This is a genomic window from Rhizobium sp. GR12, from assembly GCF_036596185.1.
Classification (GTDB): Bacteria; Pseudomonadota; Alphaproteobacteria; order Rhizobiales; family Rhizobiaceae; genus Agrobacterium; species Agrobacterium nepotum.
Map to the genome: position 1 here is coordinate 152,924 of NZ_JASXTH010000003.1, position 17,411 is coordinate 170,334.

A 17,411-nucleotide genomic window follows, 5' to 3' on the forward strand; every position below is an offset into this window, starting at 1 on the left:
GGCGACGCCAACGCATGCGTCGTCTTGAGCTGGCACCATAAACTTTGCTGGATCTGGAGCTACCAAGCAGCCACATCGAACCTAATGTTGAGTTGCTTGTCAACTCGACCGTGCCAAAGAGCACAAAGGGGAACTCAAATGTCCATCTTCCTCAGCATGCAGCGTGTCCGGTTTTCCAGTCCGGACGGTTACGAGAAATTTAAGGTGATCTTCGCCGATACGCGCAACCACCTTATGAAAATGCCGGGCTTCCTTCACCTCACATGGTGGGTTCACCCCGAAGATCCCGGCTGGTTCAATGAGGTCAGCTTTTGGATCAGCCGGCAATCACTTCGTGACTGGCACATGAACGTCTATCACAAATACGCCAAGGAGTGGGCGGCGCGAGGCGCCATCATGGAAGACATCATCACCAACTTTGAGCTGACCAGCACGCGGCTGTTGCGGGTCTGTCCCTGCTGTGGACATGTGGAGGACAAGGTCTATGAATTGCAGGAGGAGCAAAAAACGCTCGCGGAGCCTTGCCCCAAGTGTGAGTTCAACTTCCCGGTCATGCCGATGACGCCGAGCAGCTTCGCGGTATTCAAGGATATTCCCAAATGTGAAGCCATTGCCTCACCGACGGAAATTGAGCTGGCAAAATAAGAAAGGCGCCATCTTCGCGCCGTCGTGACCGAGGGCACGTAAGTTCCTTCCTGGCTGGCGGCCGTTGGGGCATCTGTGCCAATCGCCGCATTCTCTCGCCGGCGACCGAAGGAAGATGAACGGGTGAATAGCGATCAGAGTGCGCGCTCCGCAATCATGATTTGATCTTACGGGACGCCGGCTCCGAGAGAGCCTGCGTTCGCAGACCAAGCTCTCGTTGACTTGCGCGGCGACCGCAGCAATCGACAGCTCCTGATATCCGTTGCACCTGAGCTCCTCGACCGTCGCGTCAACCACAGCAGCACGTACGCACGCTTCTGCCGCCCGTCCGGCGCGAGGCGCAGATCGTCACCAAAACTAGACAGTGCTCAGCAACAAGCTCGTTTCGCTGTTTGAGACGCCGTCGATCATGCGGACCTCGCGCAGCACGCGATCAAAGTCCGAGAGGCTTCCAGCGCGTATATCGGCCACAAGATCCCAGTTGCCATTGGTGGTGTGCAGCGAGGAAATCTCGGCAATGCCACGCAGCTTGCGGATGACCTGCGTCGTCGACTTACCCATGACCTCGATCATCATGACCGCATGTACCGTCAGCTCATCATAATCCTCGCGCACCCGCACGGTGAAACCAAGCAGCGTACCGGTTTCCGTCAGCCGGTTCAGCCTGTTTTGAACCGTACCGCGCGCGACACCCAATGCATCGGAGAGCTTGGCCAGTGACGCGCGCCCGTCGACCCTCAGATGGGCAATGATCTGCCGGTCGAGCTCATCGGGTATGTACTTGGCGATGCTCATTTGGATCTCTGACTGAATTGACAACCGGACTGAACATATCGTTCAAAATGATTTCAAAAACAACAAAGTTCTGCGATTTCGGCTGAACAGGCTCAATGGATATCCTCGCTCCAGCAAGTGAGGAGTTACCCCGATGCCGCCGTCCCCGTCCGCTAAAGCCCTTATCCCTTTCGTCAGCGTCGAGAACATGATGCGCCTCGTGCATCATGTTGGCATAGAACAGATGCTGGTCGAACTGACGGATGCCATCGAGGCAGATTTCCGCCGGTGGCCCTGTTTCGACAAGACGCCGCGCGTTGCCTCGCATTCGCGCGAGGGCGTCATCGAACTGATGCCGACGTCCGACGGTGAAATCTACGGCTTCAAATATGTGAACGGTCACCCGAAAAACATGGCCGAGGGGCTTCAGACCGTCACCGCCTTTGGCCTGCTTGCATCCGTATCCACCGGTTATCCGGTGCTCCTGGCGGAGATGACCCTGCTGACGGCGCTGCGCACCGCGGCCACATCGGCAATGGCCGCCCGGCATCTGGCGCCCAAAGGCACCAAGGTCATGGCGATGATCGGCAACGGAGCACAGGCGGAGTTCCAGGCGCTGGCGATGAAAGCAGTGCTTGGGATCGATGAGGTGCGACTTTACGATATCGATCCGCGCGCCACTCAAAAGACGGCCGCGAACCTGAAGGGAAGCGGCCTGACGGTGACCCCGTGTAAATCGGCTCAGGCCGCGATCGAGGGGGCCGGCATCATCACCACCTGCACCGCCGACAAGCAATGTGCGACGATCCTGACCGACAACATGGTCGGCGCCGGCGTGCATATCAACGCCATCGGTGGCGATTGCCCCGGCAAGACGGAGCTGCACAGGGATATTCTGTTGCGCGCCGACACCTTCGTCGAATATCCGCCGCAAACGCGTATTGAAGGCGAAATCCAGCAGATGGAGTCGGGTTACCCCGTGACAGAGCTTTGGAAAGTAATCCTCGGCGAGGCTGAAGGTCGGCGTGACGCACGCCAGATCACCCTTTTCGACAGCGTCGGTTTCGCCATTGAGGATTTTTCCGCGCTGCGTTACGTGCGCGCAAAACTCGAAGGCTTAAGCTTCTACCAGGAGATCGACATTATCGCTGATCCCGATGATCCGCGTGACCTTTTCGGAATGTTGCAACGCGCCCGGGCCTGAGGAGCAGGATCATGAAGAAACCCTATTCCGTTCAGGCTCCGGCCGCTGTCGTCATGGTGCGTCCGCACCATTTCGCCGTCAATACTGAGACCGCCGCCGACAACCGTTTTCAGGCGAAGCCGAATAGCGGCGAGGATCTGAGCGCCATTGCCAATGCGGAAATCACCCGCGCCGCGCAGACGCTCGAAAGCCAAGGTGTGGTGGTGCATCTCTTCGAAGACGAAGGCACCGGCACACCGGACTCGGTCTTTCCCAACAACTGGTTTTCCACCCATGCTGGCGGTCATGTCGCCATCTATCCGATGAAGGCCGAAAGCCGCAGGCATGAGCGTCGCCGGGACGTCATCGAGATGCTGAAGAGCCGCTACCGCGTCCAGGACATCATCGACTATTCGGGGTTGGAGCCGGACGGAATTTTTCTCGAGGGCACGGGGGCCATGGTGCTCGATCACATTGACCGTGTCGCTTATGCCGCGCGCTCCGACCGCACCGATCCGATCGCGCTCGAACGCTTCTCGACCCATTTCAATTTCGAACCCATGGTCTTTGATGCGCGAGACGAGACGGGCGTGCCGGTATATCACACCAATGTCCTGATGTGCATTGGAACGGACTACGCGATGATCGGTCTAGACATGATCGCCGACAACCGCCGTCGTGGAGAAATCGTTGCCCGGCTTGAACGCTCGGGACGAAGGGTTATCGCGCTTACCAACGCGCAGATCCGTCACTTCGCCGGCAACTCGCTTGAGCTGCAGGGGCGCGACGGCCGTATTCTTGCGCTCTCAACCACGGCATTCTCCTCGCTGACGAGAGAACAGATAGACACGATCCGTGAAAGCGCCGTTCCGGTCGCGCTGGACATACCTACCATTGAAAAGGCCGGTGGTTCGGTGCGCTGCACGCTTGCTGGCATCCATCTGACGCCCCGGTGAGAGAAATCAGTAAGCAGGTTAGCCCCTGGCACGCGGCGAGGTAGCGATCAATTCAGAAAACCGGTTGGTGGCGAGGCGGTCTGCGCTCTGGACAAGAGCTGCAATGGACTTCCGCCGGATCGTCCTTTTTCAGGAATTCGACTATATTGAGGACATTGTTTTCTTTCATGGAGTCATACGATTGCCCCGTAGCGCGCCCCGGATCCAGCACCTCAACTGGAATTTGCTTCGAACCTTTCTCGTCATTGTCGAGGAGGGCAGCATCACGAGGGCTGCCAATCGGCTATTCATCCGTCAGCCCTCCGTCACAGCCGCTTTGCAGAAGCTCGAGGAAACGCTCGGATGTCAGTTGATCCAGCGTGACAGCCGCCGTTTTGTGCTCACGGTACAGGGCGAAACGCTCCGCCAGGAATGCGCTGAAATTTTCCTGCGCGTCGAACGCATCGGCGAAAAACTGTCGGCGGAGGCAGATGATCTGACGGGCCAGATCCGTGTCCTGATCGTCACCAATCTCGTTCTGCCACAGCTGGATCAGGCGCTCCGCCAGTTGCGGCGCCGCCATCCGTCGGTCACGATTCGAATCGATGTGGCCAATACACAGGATATCGTTCGCGCCATCGGGCAGAAACAGGCAGCCTTCGGCATCTGTCTGCTGCCAAAACCACTCGCCGGAGTGGACTGCAAATTCCTGCTGAGGGAAACGTTCGGGATCTATTGCGGCGCCTCGCATCCGTTTTTCGGACGCGTCGATATCACGATGGAGGAATTGCGGCAGGAAGCCTTCGTGGCCTTCGCCTGTGGCCAGGAAGGCGGGGCGCTAGAACCGATGATCGCACTTCGCGACGGTGTAGGGCTTGGCAAATGGACCGTAGGCTCAAGCCCGCACATGGAAGAAGTCCGGCGGATGATCATCGCCGGCATCGGTGTGGGAATTCTGCCCGTGGACGCTACGCGCGGCGTTGCGGAAGACGAGATCTGGCAGATACCGCTGCTTGAGGATTCGCTGGGCGCGGACGCCTATTTTCTGCGCAACCCCGATATGGAACTGGGCGGAGCGGAGCGGGCATTTCTGACAATCTTCGAAAACGAGCTTTTCGACGCCCAGGCTGCGGCCGCCCATCTGCAAACCGGCGACGGCTAAACAGGGATGACGAAAGACGCAAGCGCCTTTCGCCATCCCCTGGCATTCAGTCGGGGCGGTTCGCACGCTCCAGCACGGCCTGAACCAGCACGTTCACACCGGGTTCGATGTCGGCGACCGTGACGTTTTCCGCCTCGTTATGGGAAAGACCGCCCTCACACGGTGTGAAGATCATCGCCGTCGGCAGATATTCGGCAACATGCATGGCGTCATGTCCGGCCTCGGTGAGGAGGTCGATTGAGGAATAACCGAAAGCGTCGGTGGCGTTGCGAATGAGTCCGATGCAGTCGGCATCGAAATGCATGCCGCCATAGGCCCAGCCTTCCTTGACAACGATCTTGCAGCGCGATCGCTCTTCCAGTTCGGGAAGTTTCGCCTTGAAGGCCTCGAACATGGTGCTGACGAGGGCGTCGTCGGGGTGGCGCAAGTCACATGTCATTTCCACGAAATTCGGCAGCGCGCCGAGGAGATTGGGTTCCGCCCTGATGCGCATTGTCGTGGACTTGCCGCCGGTTTCGTGATTGGCCCAGCCGATCGCATTGATCGCCAGCGTCACCTCTGCCGCCCCCACCAGCGCGTTCTTGCGCGCGGGCATCGGCGTCGGTCCGACATGTCCGGTTTCGCCATGTACTTCCACCACGAAACCACGCACGCCGAACGCGCCGGTTACGATGCCGAGCTGCTTTCCGGCCTCCTCCAGCCTCGGCCCCTGCTCGATATGCAGTTCGAACAGGCTGTCGAACGCTTCCGCCGAAACGACATCCTTGCCCTTGAAGCCAGTGCGCTCCAGCTCACCGCCCAGCGTGTGGCCGTCCCGGTCCTTGCGGGAATAGGCGAATTCCGCAGCTTTCGCCCCGGTAAAGACCGCCGAACCGATCATCGGCGGCTCGAAACGCGCGCCCTCTTCATTGGTCCAGTTTACAAGGGTGATCGGCCGGCGCGTCGTCAGCGAATGGTCATTCAGAGTGCGCACAAGCTCCAGCCCGGCCAGCACCCCGAGAATGCCGTCGAAACGGCCCCCATGGACCTGGGTATCAAGATGGCTGCCAACGAGAACCGGCTTCGCATCCGCATCGGTACCGGCGCGCTCGGCAAAGATATTGCCTATGACGTCGATCCGGACCGTCAGGCCGGCTTCTTCGCACCAGGCAATGAACTGGTGACGCATCGTCGCGTCTTCGTCGGACAGCGCAAGCCGCTTCAGGCCACCTTTTCCGGTTGCGCCGATTTCGGCTGAGCGCATCAGCGTCGCCCACAGGCGTGACATGTCCGGCCGGATGTTGCTCAATTTTTTCATTTCGGTCCCCTGTTATGGGTTCGTTGCGGCAATGCCCCGGCGTAACCGGCAGCCCGCATACGACCTTTTCCAATCTGTGGAATGACAAAGGGGATAAGACCAAACCGGCCAATTCAAAAATAGATAGATTCGATACTTAAAATAAGAATGGCGATTTTGCTGGTCGGAAAAAACCTCAACGGCCAGAAGACAGGCAAGGACGATTACGAAAATTGCACCTTCGATATCGCCATGATTTCATCGTTTATACCGAATTCGCATTCGCCATCGAGACGGTCGGATGTGCTCCTGATTTTGTCTATAGCGCGGCCCTATGGAAGAAATCTGCATTATCTATTTGTCGGGAGCATCACGGTTTCCCATCATTGGGCAAAACAGGGGAACATCGCGGCGTATCAAACTGACGGAGAAAACTGCAAATGGTTTCTCCGCAAGGGATGTCATTGGCATCATGCCCTCACCATGCATCCGGTTCCGCTTCGTCGTCTCCCCGTTTTCTTCACGGCAACAAAAAGGGGAATATTCATGCAAGGGGAAACCGCTCTCGTGGGCTCCGTCGGAAAACAATCGGTCAACGTTCGGCGGATTGCCGTCGCAAGCGTGATTGGCACCACCGTCGAATGGTACGATCTTTTCGTCTTCGCCACCGCCTCGGCACTCGTCTTCAACAAGATCTTCTTTCCGAGCTTCGATGCGACTATCGGCACGTTGCTGGCATTCGGCACCTTCGCCTCGGCCTATCTCGCCCGCATCGTTGGCGCCGCGCTTTTCGGTCACTTCGGTGACCGGATCGGCCGCAAATCGATGCTGCTCGTATCCCTTGTCATGATGGGTGTCGCGACCTTCGCCATCGGCCTTCTGCCGAATTACAACCAGATCGGCGTCTGGGCTCCCATCCTGCTTCTGGCGCTGCGTGTAGTGCAGGGTCTGGCACTTGGCGGCGAATGGGGCGGCGCGGTGCTGATGGCTGTCGAGCATGCGCCCCAAAACCGGCGGGGCCTTTATGGATCATGGGTTCAGATCGGCGTTCCGGCCGGCACACTGATTGCAAACCTCGCTTTCCTCGCCATCGGTTTCCTCATGTCGCCCGAGGATCTCGTTTCCTGGGGCTGGCGCATTCCGTTCCTGATCAGCATTTTTCTGGTCGGTGTAGGTGCTTATATTCGCCTCAACACCGCCGAAACGCCGTCCTTCGCCAAGGTGAAAACGGAAGAGGCAACCGTGCGCATGCCGTTCATCGAACTGCTGTCGAAATCCTGGAAGACGGTCGTCCTCGGCGGCATCGCCACCATGTCCACCGGATCTTCCTTCAATCTCATCGTCGCCTTTGGCCTGAGCTACGGCACCCAGGCGCTCAACATCGCCCGCAACGAAATGCTGATAATCGTGCTGATCTCCTGCACGGCCTGTATTTTCCTCCTGCCGCTATTTGGGCTGCTTTCCGATAAAATCGGCCGCCGGCCGGTCATCCTCGGTGGCATTCTCGCCGAAGCGCTCGTCGCCTTCCCGATGTTCTGGCTGATGGATACCGCCACCTTCGCCGGCGCCCTCCTTGGTTACCTGCTGATGATGACGGCCTTTGCCGCCAATTACGGCCCGATCGCCACCTTCCTCGCTGAACTCTTCGGCACGAAAGTCCGTTATTCCGGCCTCTCGATCGCCTACATGCTGTCGGGTGTTCTGGGCAGCGCACTCACCCCGGTCATCACGACCTGGCTGCTTTCAGCCACCGGTAGCGGCGCCTCCGTCGCCTGGTACATGATAGGTTCCGCCCTGCTCTCGGCCGTCGCACTGCTGGCGCTGACCGAAACCGTAAAGCGCGATCTGGCCAGGACCAATTGATCCCCTTCGACATATCCCAGGACGCCGGCCCCGCCGGCGTCTTTTCTTGTGGAGAGACGCATGGAAAATCCCAACCAGATCAACGAAGCGCTCGAATTGCTCACGAGCGTCGAGACGGCGACGATCGGCCATTTCAGATCGGAAGGTTTTATGGATCCGGCGATGCAATGCGTCATCGACGGCATCCGCGTGGCAGGGCGAGCGCTGACGGTCAGCCTGCCGCGAGATGATGGCACGGCGCTTCTTTATGCTCTTTCCCGGGCCATGCCCGGGGATATCCTTGTCATCGAACGACCGAATGATGACCGGCATGCCTGCTGGGGCGCGGTGATGACCGCTGCGGCGCTTGCGCGCGGCGTTTCCGCCGTCGTCATCGACGGCTACGTAACCGATGTTGGCGCCATCCGAAGCGCCGGCCTGCCGGTCTGGTGTCGAGGCCGCTCACCCATAACGACAAAACCGGGTGGCGGCGGCAATGTCGCAGCACCGGTCCTCTGCGGTGGTGTGACGGTGAGCAACGGCGATGTCGTGCTGGCCGATGAAAACGGCGTCTGCATCCTGCCGCCAGCCAAAGCACTGGCCGCAGCAGAAGAGGCGCTCGTCATTCAGGCGAAAGAGCCCGGCGTCATTGCCAGGCTCGAAAACGGCGAGGATATCGTCAAGGTTTACGGGCTTTCGCCGCTGGAGCGCTTCCGGCAAAAGGGGCGCGCAATTTCACTCAAAACAATGCACAAAAAATCGACGCATCGGTGATCCATCCGCCGCGCCCTGTCCAGACCGACTTACCTCAGATGACGGCAAGGCATTCAATCTCGATGTTGAAGGGCAACGCCCAGGGCTTGATTGTCGCGGAGGTGCGCGCCGGAAAGCCGCTACCGAAATATTCGTGGTATATCTCGTTCACCGTTGCCATCATCGACCCGTCGGTCACATAGACGGTGGTCTTGATGACATCTTCGAATGTCGCTCCGGCCGCCGCCAGCGTTACCCGCAAGGCTTCAAGCGACGCCCGGGTCTGGACGGCGATATCGCCTTTTACGATCTCACCGGTCCGCAGATCGACCGGCGGCATGCCGCAGGTGGCAATGAAACTGCCGGAGCGAACGAGGGCCGAAGTCGGCGCACCAAGCCGGCGGATCGCCTCTGAAACCACCGGGACTTCCACGATTTCGCGTTTGGCCATATCTCTCACCCTTCTGCATTTGAAACCGCAGCTTCATAAACCATGGTTGCGGCCGCAAGATCGGCAAGCGCGGTTCCCACAGCCTTATAGAGCGTGATTTCTGTGTCCGAACCACGCGCGAAACGGTTTTCCCTGCAAAGTCCGGCTAGGGTTGACCTGACGTTTTTCTCCGAAAAAAGGCCGGTGTTGATAGGCTGAACGAGATCGCCTGCCTCATGCAGCGCCTCGTCCGTATCGATAAACACGGAAGCCCGAAGAATGGCATCGTCATCCGCCTCACGCATGCCGGGCGTGAAGCCGCCGATGAGATCGACATGTGTGCCCGGACGCAGCCATTCACCTTTGATGATCGGCGTGGTGGCCAGCGTCGCGGCGCTGATGATGTCGGTCTCAGCGACAGCTTTCTCGAGATCGTCGACTATGGAGGCTGCAAGCCCAGAAGCTGCTATTGACTGCGCCAGCCGCTCCGCATTGCCGCCATCTATGTCCCAGACTGCCACGTGATCGAGCGGACGGACGGCCCGATAGGCATCGGGAATGAGGCTTGCGACACGGCCGGCACCCAGTACCAGAAGCCGCCTGGCATCCCTGCGCGCCAGGTAGTCCGCCGCGAGTGCCGACGCCGCAACTGTCCGCCGGCCGGTGATGACATTGCCCTCCAGTGTGGCAAGCTGGATACCGGTCTGGGCATCGTAAAGCATGTAGGTCGACGTCAGCCCCGGCAGGTTTCTGCCGGCATTTCCGGGGAAAACCGTAACGATCTTTATCCCGAGATAACGCGATGATCGATGCGCGCAATGCCACGCGGGCATCAGCAGCAACGTTGCAGCGGCCTCGTCCGTTACATCGACCGTGTGATGGTGCCGGACTGGCATCTCACAGCCTTCGACAAAAGCGGCGCGCAGCGTGTCGGTCAATTCCTTGAACGGCAGAAAAATCGCCGTTTCTTGCGCATCAAGACCAATCACCTTTTCATTCTCCACATTAGCGTTGAAGATGAAAATGGCCCACTCATGAGATTATTGTAACGCCGAATCTTACTATCCAATGCATAGAAACCAGCGTCATCGCCCAGGTGGCCGGCACGTCTCCCGGATAGGATGCGAACTCGAACTGAATTTTCTCCGACCAGATTTGAAGCTGACGGAAAAGCCTACAGCCGGCAAGGCGCGTCGTGCTGACAATTGGCGATGAGCTTCTATACAATATCCAGTGACAGACGGGGATCGAGCAGGCACGTTCGCGCCTACGGATCGGCCGGCGTGCGGTCGATCTCGGCAGCATGAACATGACGGCTTTTACCATTCTCCTTGGCCTTATAGAGCGCTTTGTCGGCAGCCTTCAGGATCAAGCTTGCGGCTTTCGTTGTATCGGCAACGCACGCGCTGCCGGCGCTGCATCCGATGGTAACGACAAGCTCCTCCGACAGCATGAACGGGAAGGCCATGCATTCGATGACACGATTGGCAACGGAGGCGCATTCAGCAGGCACCGCGTTGGGCATGTAGACGATGAATTCGTCTCCGCCGATGCGGAACGCGATATCGCCCACTCGGGTGTTCTGCTGTAGCCGCTCAGCCACCGCTTTCAGAAGAAGGTCGCCGGCAGCGTGACCGTGCTTGTCGTTGACCAGTTTGAAGCCATCAAGATCCAGACACATGTATGCATAGCCGCCTTTGCCCGCGTTATGTGCGGCAATGTTGTCTTGATAGCTCAGAAACGAAAGTCGGTTGGGCAGACCGGTCAGGGCGTCTGTGTGAGCAAGCGCTCTTGCTTGCCGTTCGGCAGCAATGAGCCTGACGAGTGCACCATGGTTTCGCTGCGTGAGTGAATAAAGACTGGCCAGCAACGGAATGCCGGCAACAAAAGCCATCCAATTGTGCTCGGCCAGCGAAAGAGCTATCGCCGTAAAGAATGGGAACGTGATCAGACAGATGGCGAGAATGGCTGTCCGTGGCATCGCCGCATTGGTAAGAGCGCTGCTGACGCCGACCGTCATTACACATGCGACAACGAGCAGACCCTGGTCGTCAGCCTGGACCAGACAATGCATGACAATACCGAAGACACCGCTCCAGACAAGAATCAGAAAGGCCAAGATTGACCTGCTACGCCGTCTGACGGCGGAGGCGCCGGTGAGCGCATGGGATATCACAATCCATTTGGCTGCGGTCAGGACCACCTCCAATCCAAGCCAGAATATTGGCCATGCCTCTTTTGTGATATATGCTGCAACACTGGCAGTCATCGCGATGCAGGCAGCCCCGAGAATGATCTCCCACCGACGATCAAGGATGTCTTGAAGCAGTTCATCATTGCAATCAGCGCCACCGGTAAGTGGCGAGCCTGCGAGATAGTCGAACCATTTCCTTAACGGGAACATCGTGTGACCGGATTATTACGCTCGTCTGAGACCGGTTATATCAGGCTGATCCAAACAAACGATAAGTTCAACAGGTCGCAATTGAACCGCCCCGAGGCTGTTGAAGGGCGCGATAGAGCCGTTCGCGCTCCTGGTCGCCGATCTTGGTGCACGCCTCGTGCGTCCGCCCGTTCGGTCGGAAATGCCGTGAAGCGCAGCCGGGTCGAGCGAACTCGCCGCTCTCGGGAAACGTCACAGACCCCAGAACGGCCCCGCGACCGGGTATCCGAATGCTTCGATAAAACGTTCTGCCTACCCGACGCCTTGTATCGAAACGTCGCTGTCATGACGAATGAGGGCATCGCCGCATGCAGGAACGGCTTGTCGGTGACAGGCTTCAGAGCTGTGGCGACATCGTTTAATGAAGCGTGCCACTGATCACCATCTTCGAGACGAACTTTGCCAGCAGCTCCTCATCGAAATGTCCCGGCGATGTCATCATCACGTGGATGGCCTGGGCCTGAGACCAGGCACGTTTGTAAGGGCGGGTCGTGGTCAGCGCGTCATAGACGTCACATATTGCCGCCAGACGTGCGACATAGGGGATGTCATGTCCAGCAAGACCGGAAGGGTAACCCGACCCATCGAATTTCTCATGATGATGGCGGCAGATATCAAGAACCTGTTGCGGTGTATCTGGAATGAGCGATACCATCTCGTATCCCCGCTGCGGATGCAGCCGAACGAGCTGCATTTCCTCTGCCGTCAGTTTGCCGGTGCTTTTCAAAATCGTGTCGGGCAGCGCCATTTTTCCGAGATCATGAACCAGCCCGCCCACTCCAAGAAGCCGAACATCCTCTTCTCCCAGACCAAGAGCGCGGCCAAAGCTGATCATCAGCGCGCTGACCGCAAGCGAATGGAGGAACGTGATCTCGTCCTTCTGCTTGAGTCTGGCAACTCCAATCAGCGCCCCGGCATTGCTTGATGCCGCGGACATGATCCGGTCGACGGCCAGTTCTGCCGCGTCGCTGGCGAAGGCGCCTTTGATCCGGGCTTCAGCCAGCACGTTGCGGACATGGGGTTTTGTCTCCTCGATAGACCGCCGCGCCAGATCGACTTCTTTCGCCGAGAAGCTCCTCAAAAGGGTTGCTTCAAACTGCACTCGGTCGAGCGCCTGCGGTCTCGCATTTCCCGGCTCGACATCCCGACCTTTGCGGATATCGATGACGACGGTCATAACATTGCTGTTCATCATCTGCTGAATTTCAGAGGCAGAGGAAATCAGGAAGGAGCTGAAGCGCTGTGGCTGAGCCTGACTGCCGCTTTCAACCTCGTCGATAAACATCCCGACACGCAGTTCGTGCAGCCGGATTCTCTTACGCATGGAAAACCGCCATAAATTTGAAAACTATGAACCCATCTTCAACATCCACTAAAAGAGCGACTGTTTTAACAAGTTATCAATGCCGCCCGGAAAGTCTCGCAAGAGTCGGTAAAATTTCTGGCATTATTCATCGGATCTGCACTACCCGCATGCGCCGATCTCGCACTCAACAATTCTGCGCAGGCTTGGGGCATGAAGGTGATTGTTCTGGTATCACCCTCATGCCCGAGTTGTTGATCAGAACTCTTCCCAGCTTTCCTTGACGGCGGCATTGCCCGAGAACGCATTGGCTAACTTCCCGGCAAGGCGGCGCACGGGTGATGGTACGGGACGGTGCGCGGAGTGGGCCGCTATGGGAGAAGTTGATTGATGAGGCGCGCCGGCAAGACGAAACTGTGAGATCAGTTCCCGCAATCTGCCGCTTTCACTGGCAAGTGTCGTGCCGGCGGCGCTGGTCTCCTCGACCATTGCCGCATTCTGCTGCGTCACCTGGTCCATCTGGTTGACTGCGGTATTGACCTCGGCAAGCCCGACCGATTGTTCCCTCGCCGATGTCGCAATCGAGTCCATATGCTGGTTCACCGTGACGATGTAGCTTCCGATGGTTTTCAGCGCCTCACCGGTTTCACTCACCAGCCTGACGCCGCTCTGGACCTCCACGGATGAGTTGCGGATCAATTCCTTGATCTCCCTGGCGGCTTGCGCCGAGCGCTGGGCGAGTTCTCGCACTTCCTGGGCAACGACAGCAAAGCCTTTACCGGCTTCGCCCGCGCGCGCGGCCTCCACGCCGGCATTCAATGCCAGCAGGTTAGTCTGGAAGGCGATCTCGTCGATGACGCCGATGATGTTGGAAACTTTGTTGGAGGACTGCTCGATTTTCTGCATGGCATCGACCGCACTGGCTACGACCATGCCAGACTGGGCGGCGCTTTCGTTGGCTTGCACCGCAACCTGGCGTGCCTCATCGGCGCGCTTGGACGAGTTGGCGACGTTGACGGTAATCTGGTCGAGAGCCGCGGCCGTTTCTTCCAGAGCGGCGGCCTGCTGCTCGGTGCGTTTGGACAGATCATCAGCACTGCTGCTGATCTCGCGGCTGCCGTTGTCGATCGCATCAGTCGCATCCGCGACAGAGCGCAACGTTTCAGATAACTGTGCGACAGTGGCATTGAAGTTGGCGCGCAGGTTTTCGAAATCAGCTGCAAACGGTTCGACAAGCTGAAACGTCAGATCTCCCCCCGCGAGATGCTTGAGGCCTTCTCCAAGACCCGCCGTCGCCTGAGCCATGGCATCGGCGCGCAGCCGGTCGGCTTCGGCAGTTTTCTGACGCGTAATTTCCGCCTCGCTCCGCATGTTTTCGGATTCGGCAGCGAGCGTCTGCGCTTTCAGCCCGTTCTCCTTGAACACCAGCACGGCCTTGGCCATACCGCCGATTTCATCTCGACGGTCCGTTCCACCGACATCTGCCGTATAGTCCCCACCAGCAAGGCGCCCCATCACCGCGGCCAGCACCTTGATCGGTGAGACCATCCAGGCGCGGATTGCAAAAAAGCCCGCAGCGAGCACGACAATCAAACCGCCAATAACAACCGCGAATGTCGTGACGACAGTTGAGTTGGAAACGTCCGTCAGGACGTTATTGCTGTCGTCCGCATGCTTTGTGACGCGTTCCGTCAACGCTGCAATCTCAGCGGTCAGGGGCGGAAAAAGGGGCTGGCAGCCCGACAGGAACGCGCTCTGGCTCTTCATGATGTCGGCTTCCGCAACAGCCCCTCTGGCCAGATCGAGCGCAGGTTTGCAACCTTCGCTGAGGACGTTTAGGGCTTTATCCTTCAACGTTTTAAAAGCGTTCTCCAGGGGCAGAGCTGCCGCGGCTGAATCAAAATTCCTGACCATCTCGTCGGTGGACGTACGCAGGCTTTCAGCGGTCGTTTTGTTTTCGGCGTCGCTGCGCGAGATCGTCATCTCCGCGATGGAGGCGCGTGCCGTCTGAAAAGCCCTGTTGGCCCTGGTCAGCTTTTGAGCAGCGGTCATCTCACCGGATACCAGGGCGCTATAGTTGGAATCGATTTTCCATATTTGAGTTGCAGAATACGTCACCACCCCGAGGATGAACAATCCGAAGGCGGCCATGATCGTAAGAAATTTTCCGACAATAGAGATATTTTTCATGGCAAAGGTTCCTGCCGCTCCGCTCCGTAAGAAGGGCCGCGTAAGTTAAACAAATGTGCCTGAGAGCAAAATCATTCTGCCGAGGGCCCGGAAAAACGGCCGTCATGCCGTGGATCAAAAAAGCCGAATGGTTTATTCAACATGAGTGATATTAGAGAATTTTCGGTTAAGTTGGCTGTTATCAGATGTTACAGGAATCCCGTAGAGCGTCTCAAAAATCCATGAATGGCGAGCCACCGGTGCCTACCGATGTGAGGGAGCGACAACGATGAGAAGTCCCCGGTAGCTGAAAGAGGTACAGCGAGGCACCTACCGGAAACTTGGAAAATTTCGGATTCAGAATTGCCACGTTCGGCCCCTATGTCCGAACGGCAGCAATAAGGCCAGGATCGCCGACGGAAGCGATCACACACGGGCGGTCGCTGGTATCTCAACGGACTCTTTGCCATGAGCTAGACATCAACAAACGTCTTGCGCAACCAGACGCAGGCATGCCCTGCAGCCAATCCTTCAATCCGTCCAAACTCTTCGTAACCCCGAGATGACACGCACACACGCCCTCAGTTCGCGCCCATGATCATCGCTATCAATTCCGGAACAGACTCCTTTTTGGGAACCGCCGAGCCCGCGATACGGCCCTGCCGCATGACAATGGCCCGATCAGCTACCCGCACTACGTGGTCCATGTTGTGGCTGATAAGGATTACTGAAACGCCTCTCTCGGGAAGCGACTTGATCAAGCGAAGGACCTGGGCGGATTCGCGCACGCCGAGTGCGGCGGTTGGTTCGTCCAATATGACAACTCTGCTCGCGAACGCCACCGCGCGCGCGACGGCAACCGCTTGACGCTGTCCGCCGGACATCAACCCAATCTCCTGGCCGGGATCAAGTGCCTTGATCCCGAGGTTGTTTGCAGCGTCGATCCAACCGGTCGCCTCCCTTGCTTTATTCAGAAAGCCAAAGGGACCCAGCCAGCTCGGCCATATTTTTTCTCGACCGATGTAGAAGTTCGAGGCGACGTCCATATTGTCCAAGACGGCCAGGTTTTGAAACACCGTTTCGATGCCGGCACGCCGCGCGTCACCCGCCGAACTCAGAGCAAGCTTCTCGCCCGCGAGGTGGATATCACCCTCATCAAGTTGCATCACGCCACTGATCGCGCGAACCAATGTGGTTTTGCCGGCTCCGTTGTCGCCTAGTAGAGCGAGAATCTCGCCCTTATGAAGGGTCAAATCAACGCCCCCAAGGGCAGTGACGAAGCCGTAGGACTTTACGGCGTTCTTAACTTCCAAAACAACATTGCTGTTCATCGCATTGCCCTCGCTGCACGTGCACGGAGTTTCTCTTCGAAATATCGGCGGAGAACGTCGAGCTCGAGTGCCAGGAGGATAGACACGCCAATAGCGATCGCTTCCCAGAACGGAGAGACGCTCATCAGGTTCAGGCCGTTGCGAATGACGCCGATGATCAGTGCGCCGATCAAGGCATTGACGATATGCCCCCGGCCGCCGAAAAGGCTGGCCCCACCAATAATTACCGCTGTAACCGCGTCGAGTTCCATGCCCATGCCAGCGAGCGGTGAAGCGGCATCCGTCCGCCCGGCATAGATCAGCCCGGCGATTCCCGCTGTCATGCCCGACAGCATGTAGCAACTCATGATGACCCGGTCGCGTGGGACCCCCAACCATCCAGCAATATCCGGGTTTCCGCCGACAGCGTAGATCCAGCGACCCCAGAGCGTTCTGAGTGTCAGAACCGCGAGCAGAAGGGCAACGAACGCAACGAGTATCGCTGGGACGGGAATCCCGCCGATTGACCCATTGCCTGCAGCCTGCACGACGGGTGCCATCCCGATGTGTTCCGTACCACCGCTCAGAAGAAGCGCCAGCCCCCTCCCGATGCCCAACGTTGCGACGGTAACGATCAGAGGCTGCGGTATTCCGCCCTTCACGATCATGAAGCCGTTGAAGAGCCCGAAGCATGCGCCTGCCGACAGGAAGGCAAGGACATGGAGCAGGCCATTGTCGATACCGGAATCCATCATCAGTCCGGACAGCACCACGGTCAGGCCAAGGACACTGCCCACTGAGACGTCGACCCCGCGGACGATGATGACCAGCAACTGACCCAGCGCCAGCGTTGCTACCATCGTCGTTTGCGTCAGGAGGTTCTGGAGGTTTCGGACAGTAAGGAAATACTCGTTGAGGAAGCTCATTATGATGACGAGCGCGATGAGGATCACCGCAGGCCCTGTTCTCAGGATACGGAGCCCCAATCGAATACCTGGGGCTTTCAAAGCTTCGGAGCTATCCGGCTCCGTGGTGGGCGTTTGCGCTTTAGGCGCACCTGCCCCGCTGTCTGTGTTGGTGGACGACATGATGAAAACCTTCTGACCTGCGTCTCCGAGCCGCAATTCGGCTCGCATTTTGACCGTTGCGCCCCCATGCGTCGCTCGGGGGCGCAGTGTCTCGCGAG

At 58.2% G+C, this 17,411-nt stretch carries 15 protein-coding genes; 6 read left to right on the forward strand and 9 right to left on the reverse strand.

Going from position 1 to position 17,411, the window contains the following annotated elements; all coding sequences use genetic code 11:
• Nucleotides 1–138: 138 nt before the first annotated feature.
• Complete coding sequence (locus tag QSK43_RS06535) at nt 139–645, forward strand: antibiotic biosynthesis monooxygenase family protein (RefSeq protein WP_332302763.1); 507 nt, start codon at nt 139–141, stop codon at nt 643–645.
• Between the two features lie 357 nt (nt 646–1,002).
• On the opposite strand, the gene QSK43_RS06540 is transcribed toward QSK43_RS06535, so the two are convergent.
• A complete protein-coding gene (locus QSK43_RS06540) occupies nt 1,003–1,440 on the reverse strand; it encodes an Lrp/AsnC family transcriptional regulator (RefSeq protein WP_332302764.1) in 438 nt (145 codons plus the stop codon).
• Between the two features lie 133 nt (nt 1,441–1,573).
• Here QSK43_RS06540 and QSK43_RS06545 point away from each other — a divergent pair, with 133 nt between their 5' ends.
• The 3 genes from QSK43_RS06545 to QSK43_RS06555 all read left to right on the forward strand — a co-directional run bounded on the left by QSK43_RS06545 (nt 1,574) and on the right by QSK43_RS06555 (nt 4,699).
• Nucleotides 1,574–2,623 (forward strand): ornithine cyclodeaminase, encoded by a 1,050-nt coding sequence (locus tag QSK43_RS06545; RefSeq protein ID WP_332302765.1) that lies wholly within the window; start codon nt 1,574–1,576, stop codon nt 2,621–2,623.
• Between the two features lie 11 nt (nt 2,624–2,634).
• Nucleotides 2,635–3,558, forward strand: a complete 924-nt coding sequence (gene ctlX / locus QSK43_RS06550) for a citrulline utilization hydrolase CtlX (RefSeq protein ID WP_332302766.1) — start codon at nt 2,635–2,637, stop codon at nt 3,556–3,558.
• 181 nt (nt 3,559–3,739) lie between these two features.
• Entirely contained in the window at nt 3,740–4,699 is a 960-nt protein-coding gene (locus QSK43_RS06555) for a LysR family transcriptional regulator (protein ID WP_332302767.1), read from the forward strand.
• A 46-nt stretch (nt 4,700–4,745) separates the two neighbouring features.
• On the opposite strand, the gene QSK43_RS06560 is transcribed toward QSK43_RS06555, so the two are convergent.
• Nucleotides 4,746–5,996: a Zn-dependent hydrolase gene (locus tag QSK43_RS06560; RefSeq protein WP_332302768.1), complete on the reverse strand. Its 1,251-nt coding sequence runs from the start codon at nt 5,994–5,996 to the stop codon at nt 4,746–4,748.
• Between the two features lie 525 nt (nt 5,997–6,521).
• Here QSK43_RS06560 and QSK43_RS06565 point away from each other — a divergent pair.
• Both QSK43_RS06565 and QSK43_RS06570 read left to right on the forward strand, forming a co-directional pair.
• Entirely contained in the window at nt 6,522–7,838 is a 1,317-nt protein-coding gene (locus tag QSK43_RS06565; RefSeq protein WP_332302769.1) for an MFS transporter, read from the forward strand.
• A gap of 60 nt (nt 7,839–7,898) precedes the next feature.
• Entirely contained in the window at nt 7,899–8,591 is a 693-nt protein-coding gene (locus QSK43_RS06570) for an RraA family protein (protein ID WP_332302770.1), read from the forward strand.
• Nucleotides 8,592–8,625: 34 nt separating this feature from the next.
• Here the strand turns inward: QSK43_RS06570 and QSK43_RS06575 are convergent, their stop codons facing one another.
• The 7 genes from QSK43_RS06575 to QSK43_RS06605 all read right to left on the reverse strand — a co-directional run bounded on the left by QSK43_RS06575 (nt 8,626) and on the right by QSK43_RS06605 (nt 17,313).
• Complete coding sequence (locus tag QSK43_RS06575; RefSeq protein ID WP_332302771.1) at nt 8,626–9,021, reverse strand: Rid family hydrolase; 396 nt, start codon at nt 9,019–9,021, stop codon at nt 8,626–8,628.
• A gap of 5 nt (nt 9,022–9,026) precedes the next feature.
• The gene (locus QSK43_RS06580) at nt 9,027–9,989 is read right to left on the reverse strand and encodes an ornithine cyclodeaminase family protein (protein ID WP_442967788.1); all 963 of its coding nucleotides are present in this window, start codon (nt 9,987–9,989) and stop codon (nt 9,027–9,029) included.
• A 278-nt stretch (nt 9,990–10,267) separates the two neighbouring features.
• On the reverse strand, nt 10,268–11,404 hold the full coding sequence (locus QSK43_RS06585) for a GGDEF domain-containing protein (protein ID WP_332302773.1): 1,137 nt from the start codon (nt 11,402–11,404) through the stop codon (nt 10,268–10,270).
• A 397-nt stretch (nt 11,405–11,801) separates the two neighbouring features.
• A complete protein-coding gene (locus QSK43_RS06590) occupies nt 11,802–12,767 on the reverse strand; it encodes an HD-GYP domain-containing protein (protein WP_332302774.1) in 966 nt (321 codons plus the stop codon).
• A gap of 237 nt (nt 12,768–13,004) precedes the next feature.
• On the reverse strand, nt 13,005–14,936 hold the full coding sequence (locus tag QSK43_RS06595; protein WP_332302775.1) for a methyl-accepting chemotaxis protein: 1,932 nt from the start codon (nt 14,934–14,936) through the stop codon (nt 13,005–13,007).
• 560 nt (nt 14,937–15,496) lie between these two features.
• Complete coding sequence (locus tag QSK43_RS06600) at nt 15,497–16,246, reverse strand: ATP-binding cassette domain-containing protein (RefSeq protein WP_332302776.1); 750 nt, start codon at nt 16,244–16,246, stop codon at nt 15,497–15,499.
• The gene (locus QSK43_RS06605) at nt 16,243–17,313 is read right to left on the reverse strand and encodes an ABC transporter permease (RefSeq protein ID WP_332302777.1); all 1,071 of its coding nucleotides are present in this window, start codon (nt 17,311–17,313) and stop codon (nt 16,243–16,245) included. Before QSK43_RS06605 ends, QSK43_RS06600 begins: the two co-directional genes overlap by 4 nt.
• Nucleotides 17,314–17,411 lie beyond the last annotated feature (98 nt).

Coding starts and splice junctions, on each gene's coding strand:
- QSK43_RS06535 (WP_332302763.1), top strand. CDS start 139: ATGTCCATCTTCCTCAGCATGCAGCGTGTCCGGTTTTCCAGTCCGGAC.
- QSK43_RS06540 (WP_332302764.1), bottom strand. CDS start 1,440: ATGAGCATCGCCAAGTACATACCCGATGAGCTCGACCGGCAGATCATT.
- QSK43_RS06545 (WP_332302765.1), top strand. CDS start 1,574: ATGCCGCCGTCCCCGTCCGCTAAAGCCCTTATCCCTTTCGTCAGCGTC.
- ctlX (WP_332302766.1), top strand. CDS start 2,635: ATGAAGAAACCCTATTCCGTTCAGGCTCCGGCCGCTGTCGTCATGGTG.
- QSK43_RS06560 (WP_332302768.1), bottom strand. CDS start 5,996: ATGAAAAAATTGAGCAACATCCGGCCGGACATGTCACGCCTGTGGGCG.
- QSK43_RS06565 (WP_332302769.1), top strand. CDS start 6,522: ATGCAAGGGGAAACCGCTCTCGTGGGCTCCGTCGGAAAACAATCGGTC.
- QSK43_RS06570 (WP_332302770.1), top strand. CDS start 7,899: ATGGAAAATCCCAACCAGATCAACGAAGCGCTCGAATTGCTCACGAGC.
- QSK43_RS06575 (WP_332302771.1), bottom strand. CDS start 9,021: ATGGCCAAACGCGAAATCGTGGAAGTCCCGGTGGTTTCAGAGGCGATC.
- QSK43_RS06585 (WP_332302773.1), bottom strand. CDS start 11,404: ATGTTCCCGTTAAGGAAATGGTTCGACTATCTCGCAGGCTCGCCACTT.
- QSK43_RS06590 (WP_332302774.1), bottom strand. CDS start 12,767: ATGCGTAAGAGAATCCGGCTGCACGAACTGCGTGTCGGGATGTTTATC.
- QSK43_RS06595 (WP_332302775.1), bottom strand. CDS start 14,936: ATGAAAAATATCTCTATTGTCGGAAAATTTCTTACGATCATGGCCGCC.
- QSK43_RS06600 (WP_332302776.1), bottom strand. CDS start 16,246: ATGAACAGCAATGTTGTTTTGGAAGTTAAGAACGCCGTAAAGTCCTAC.
- QSK43_RS06605 (WP_332302777.1), bottom strand. CDS start 17,313: ATGTCGTCCACCAACACAGACAGCGGGGCAGGTGCGCCTAAAGCGCAA.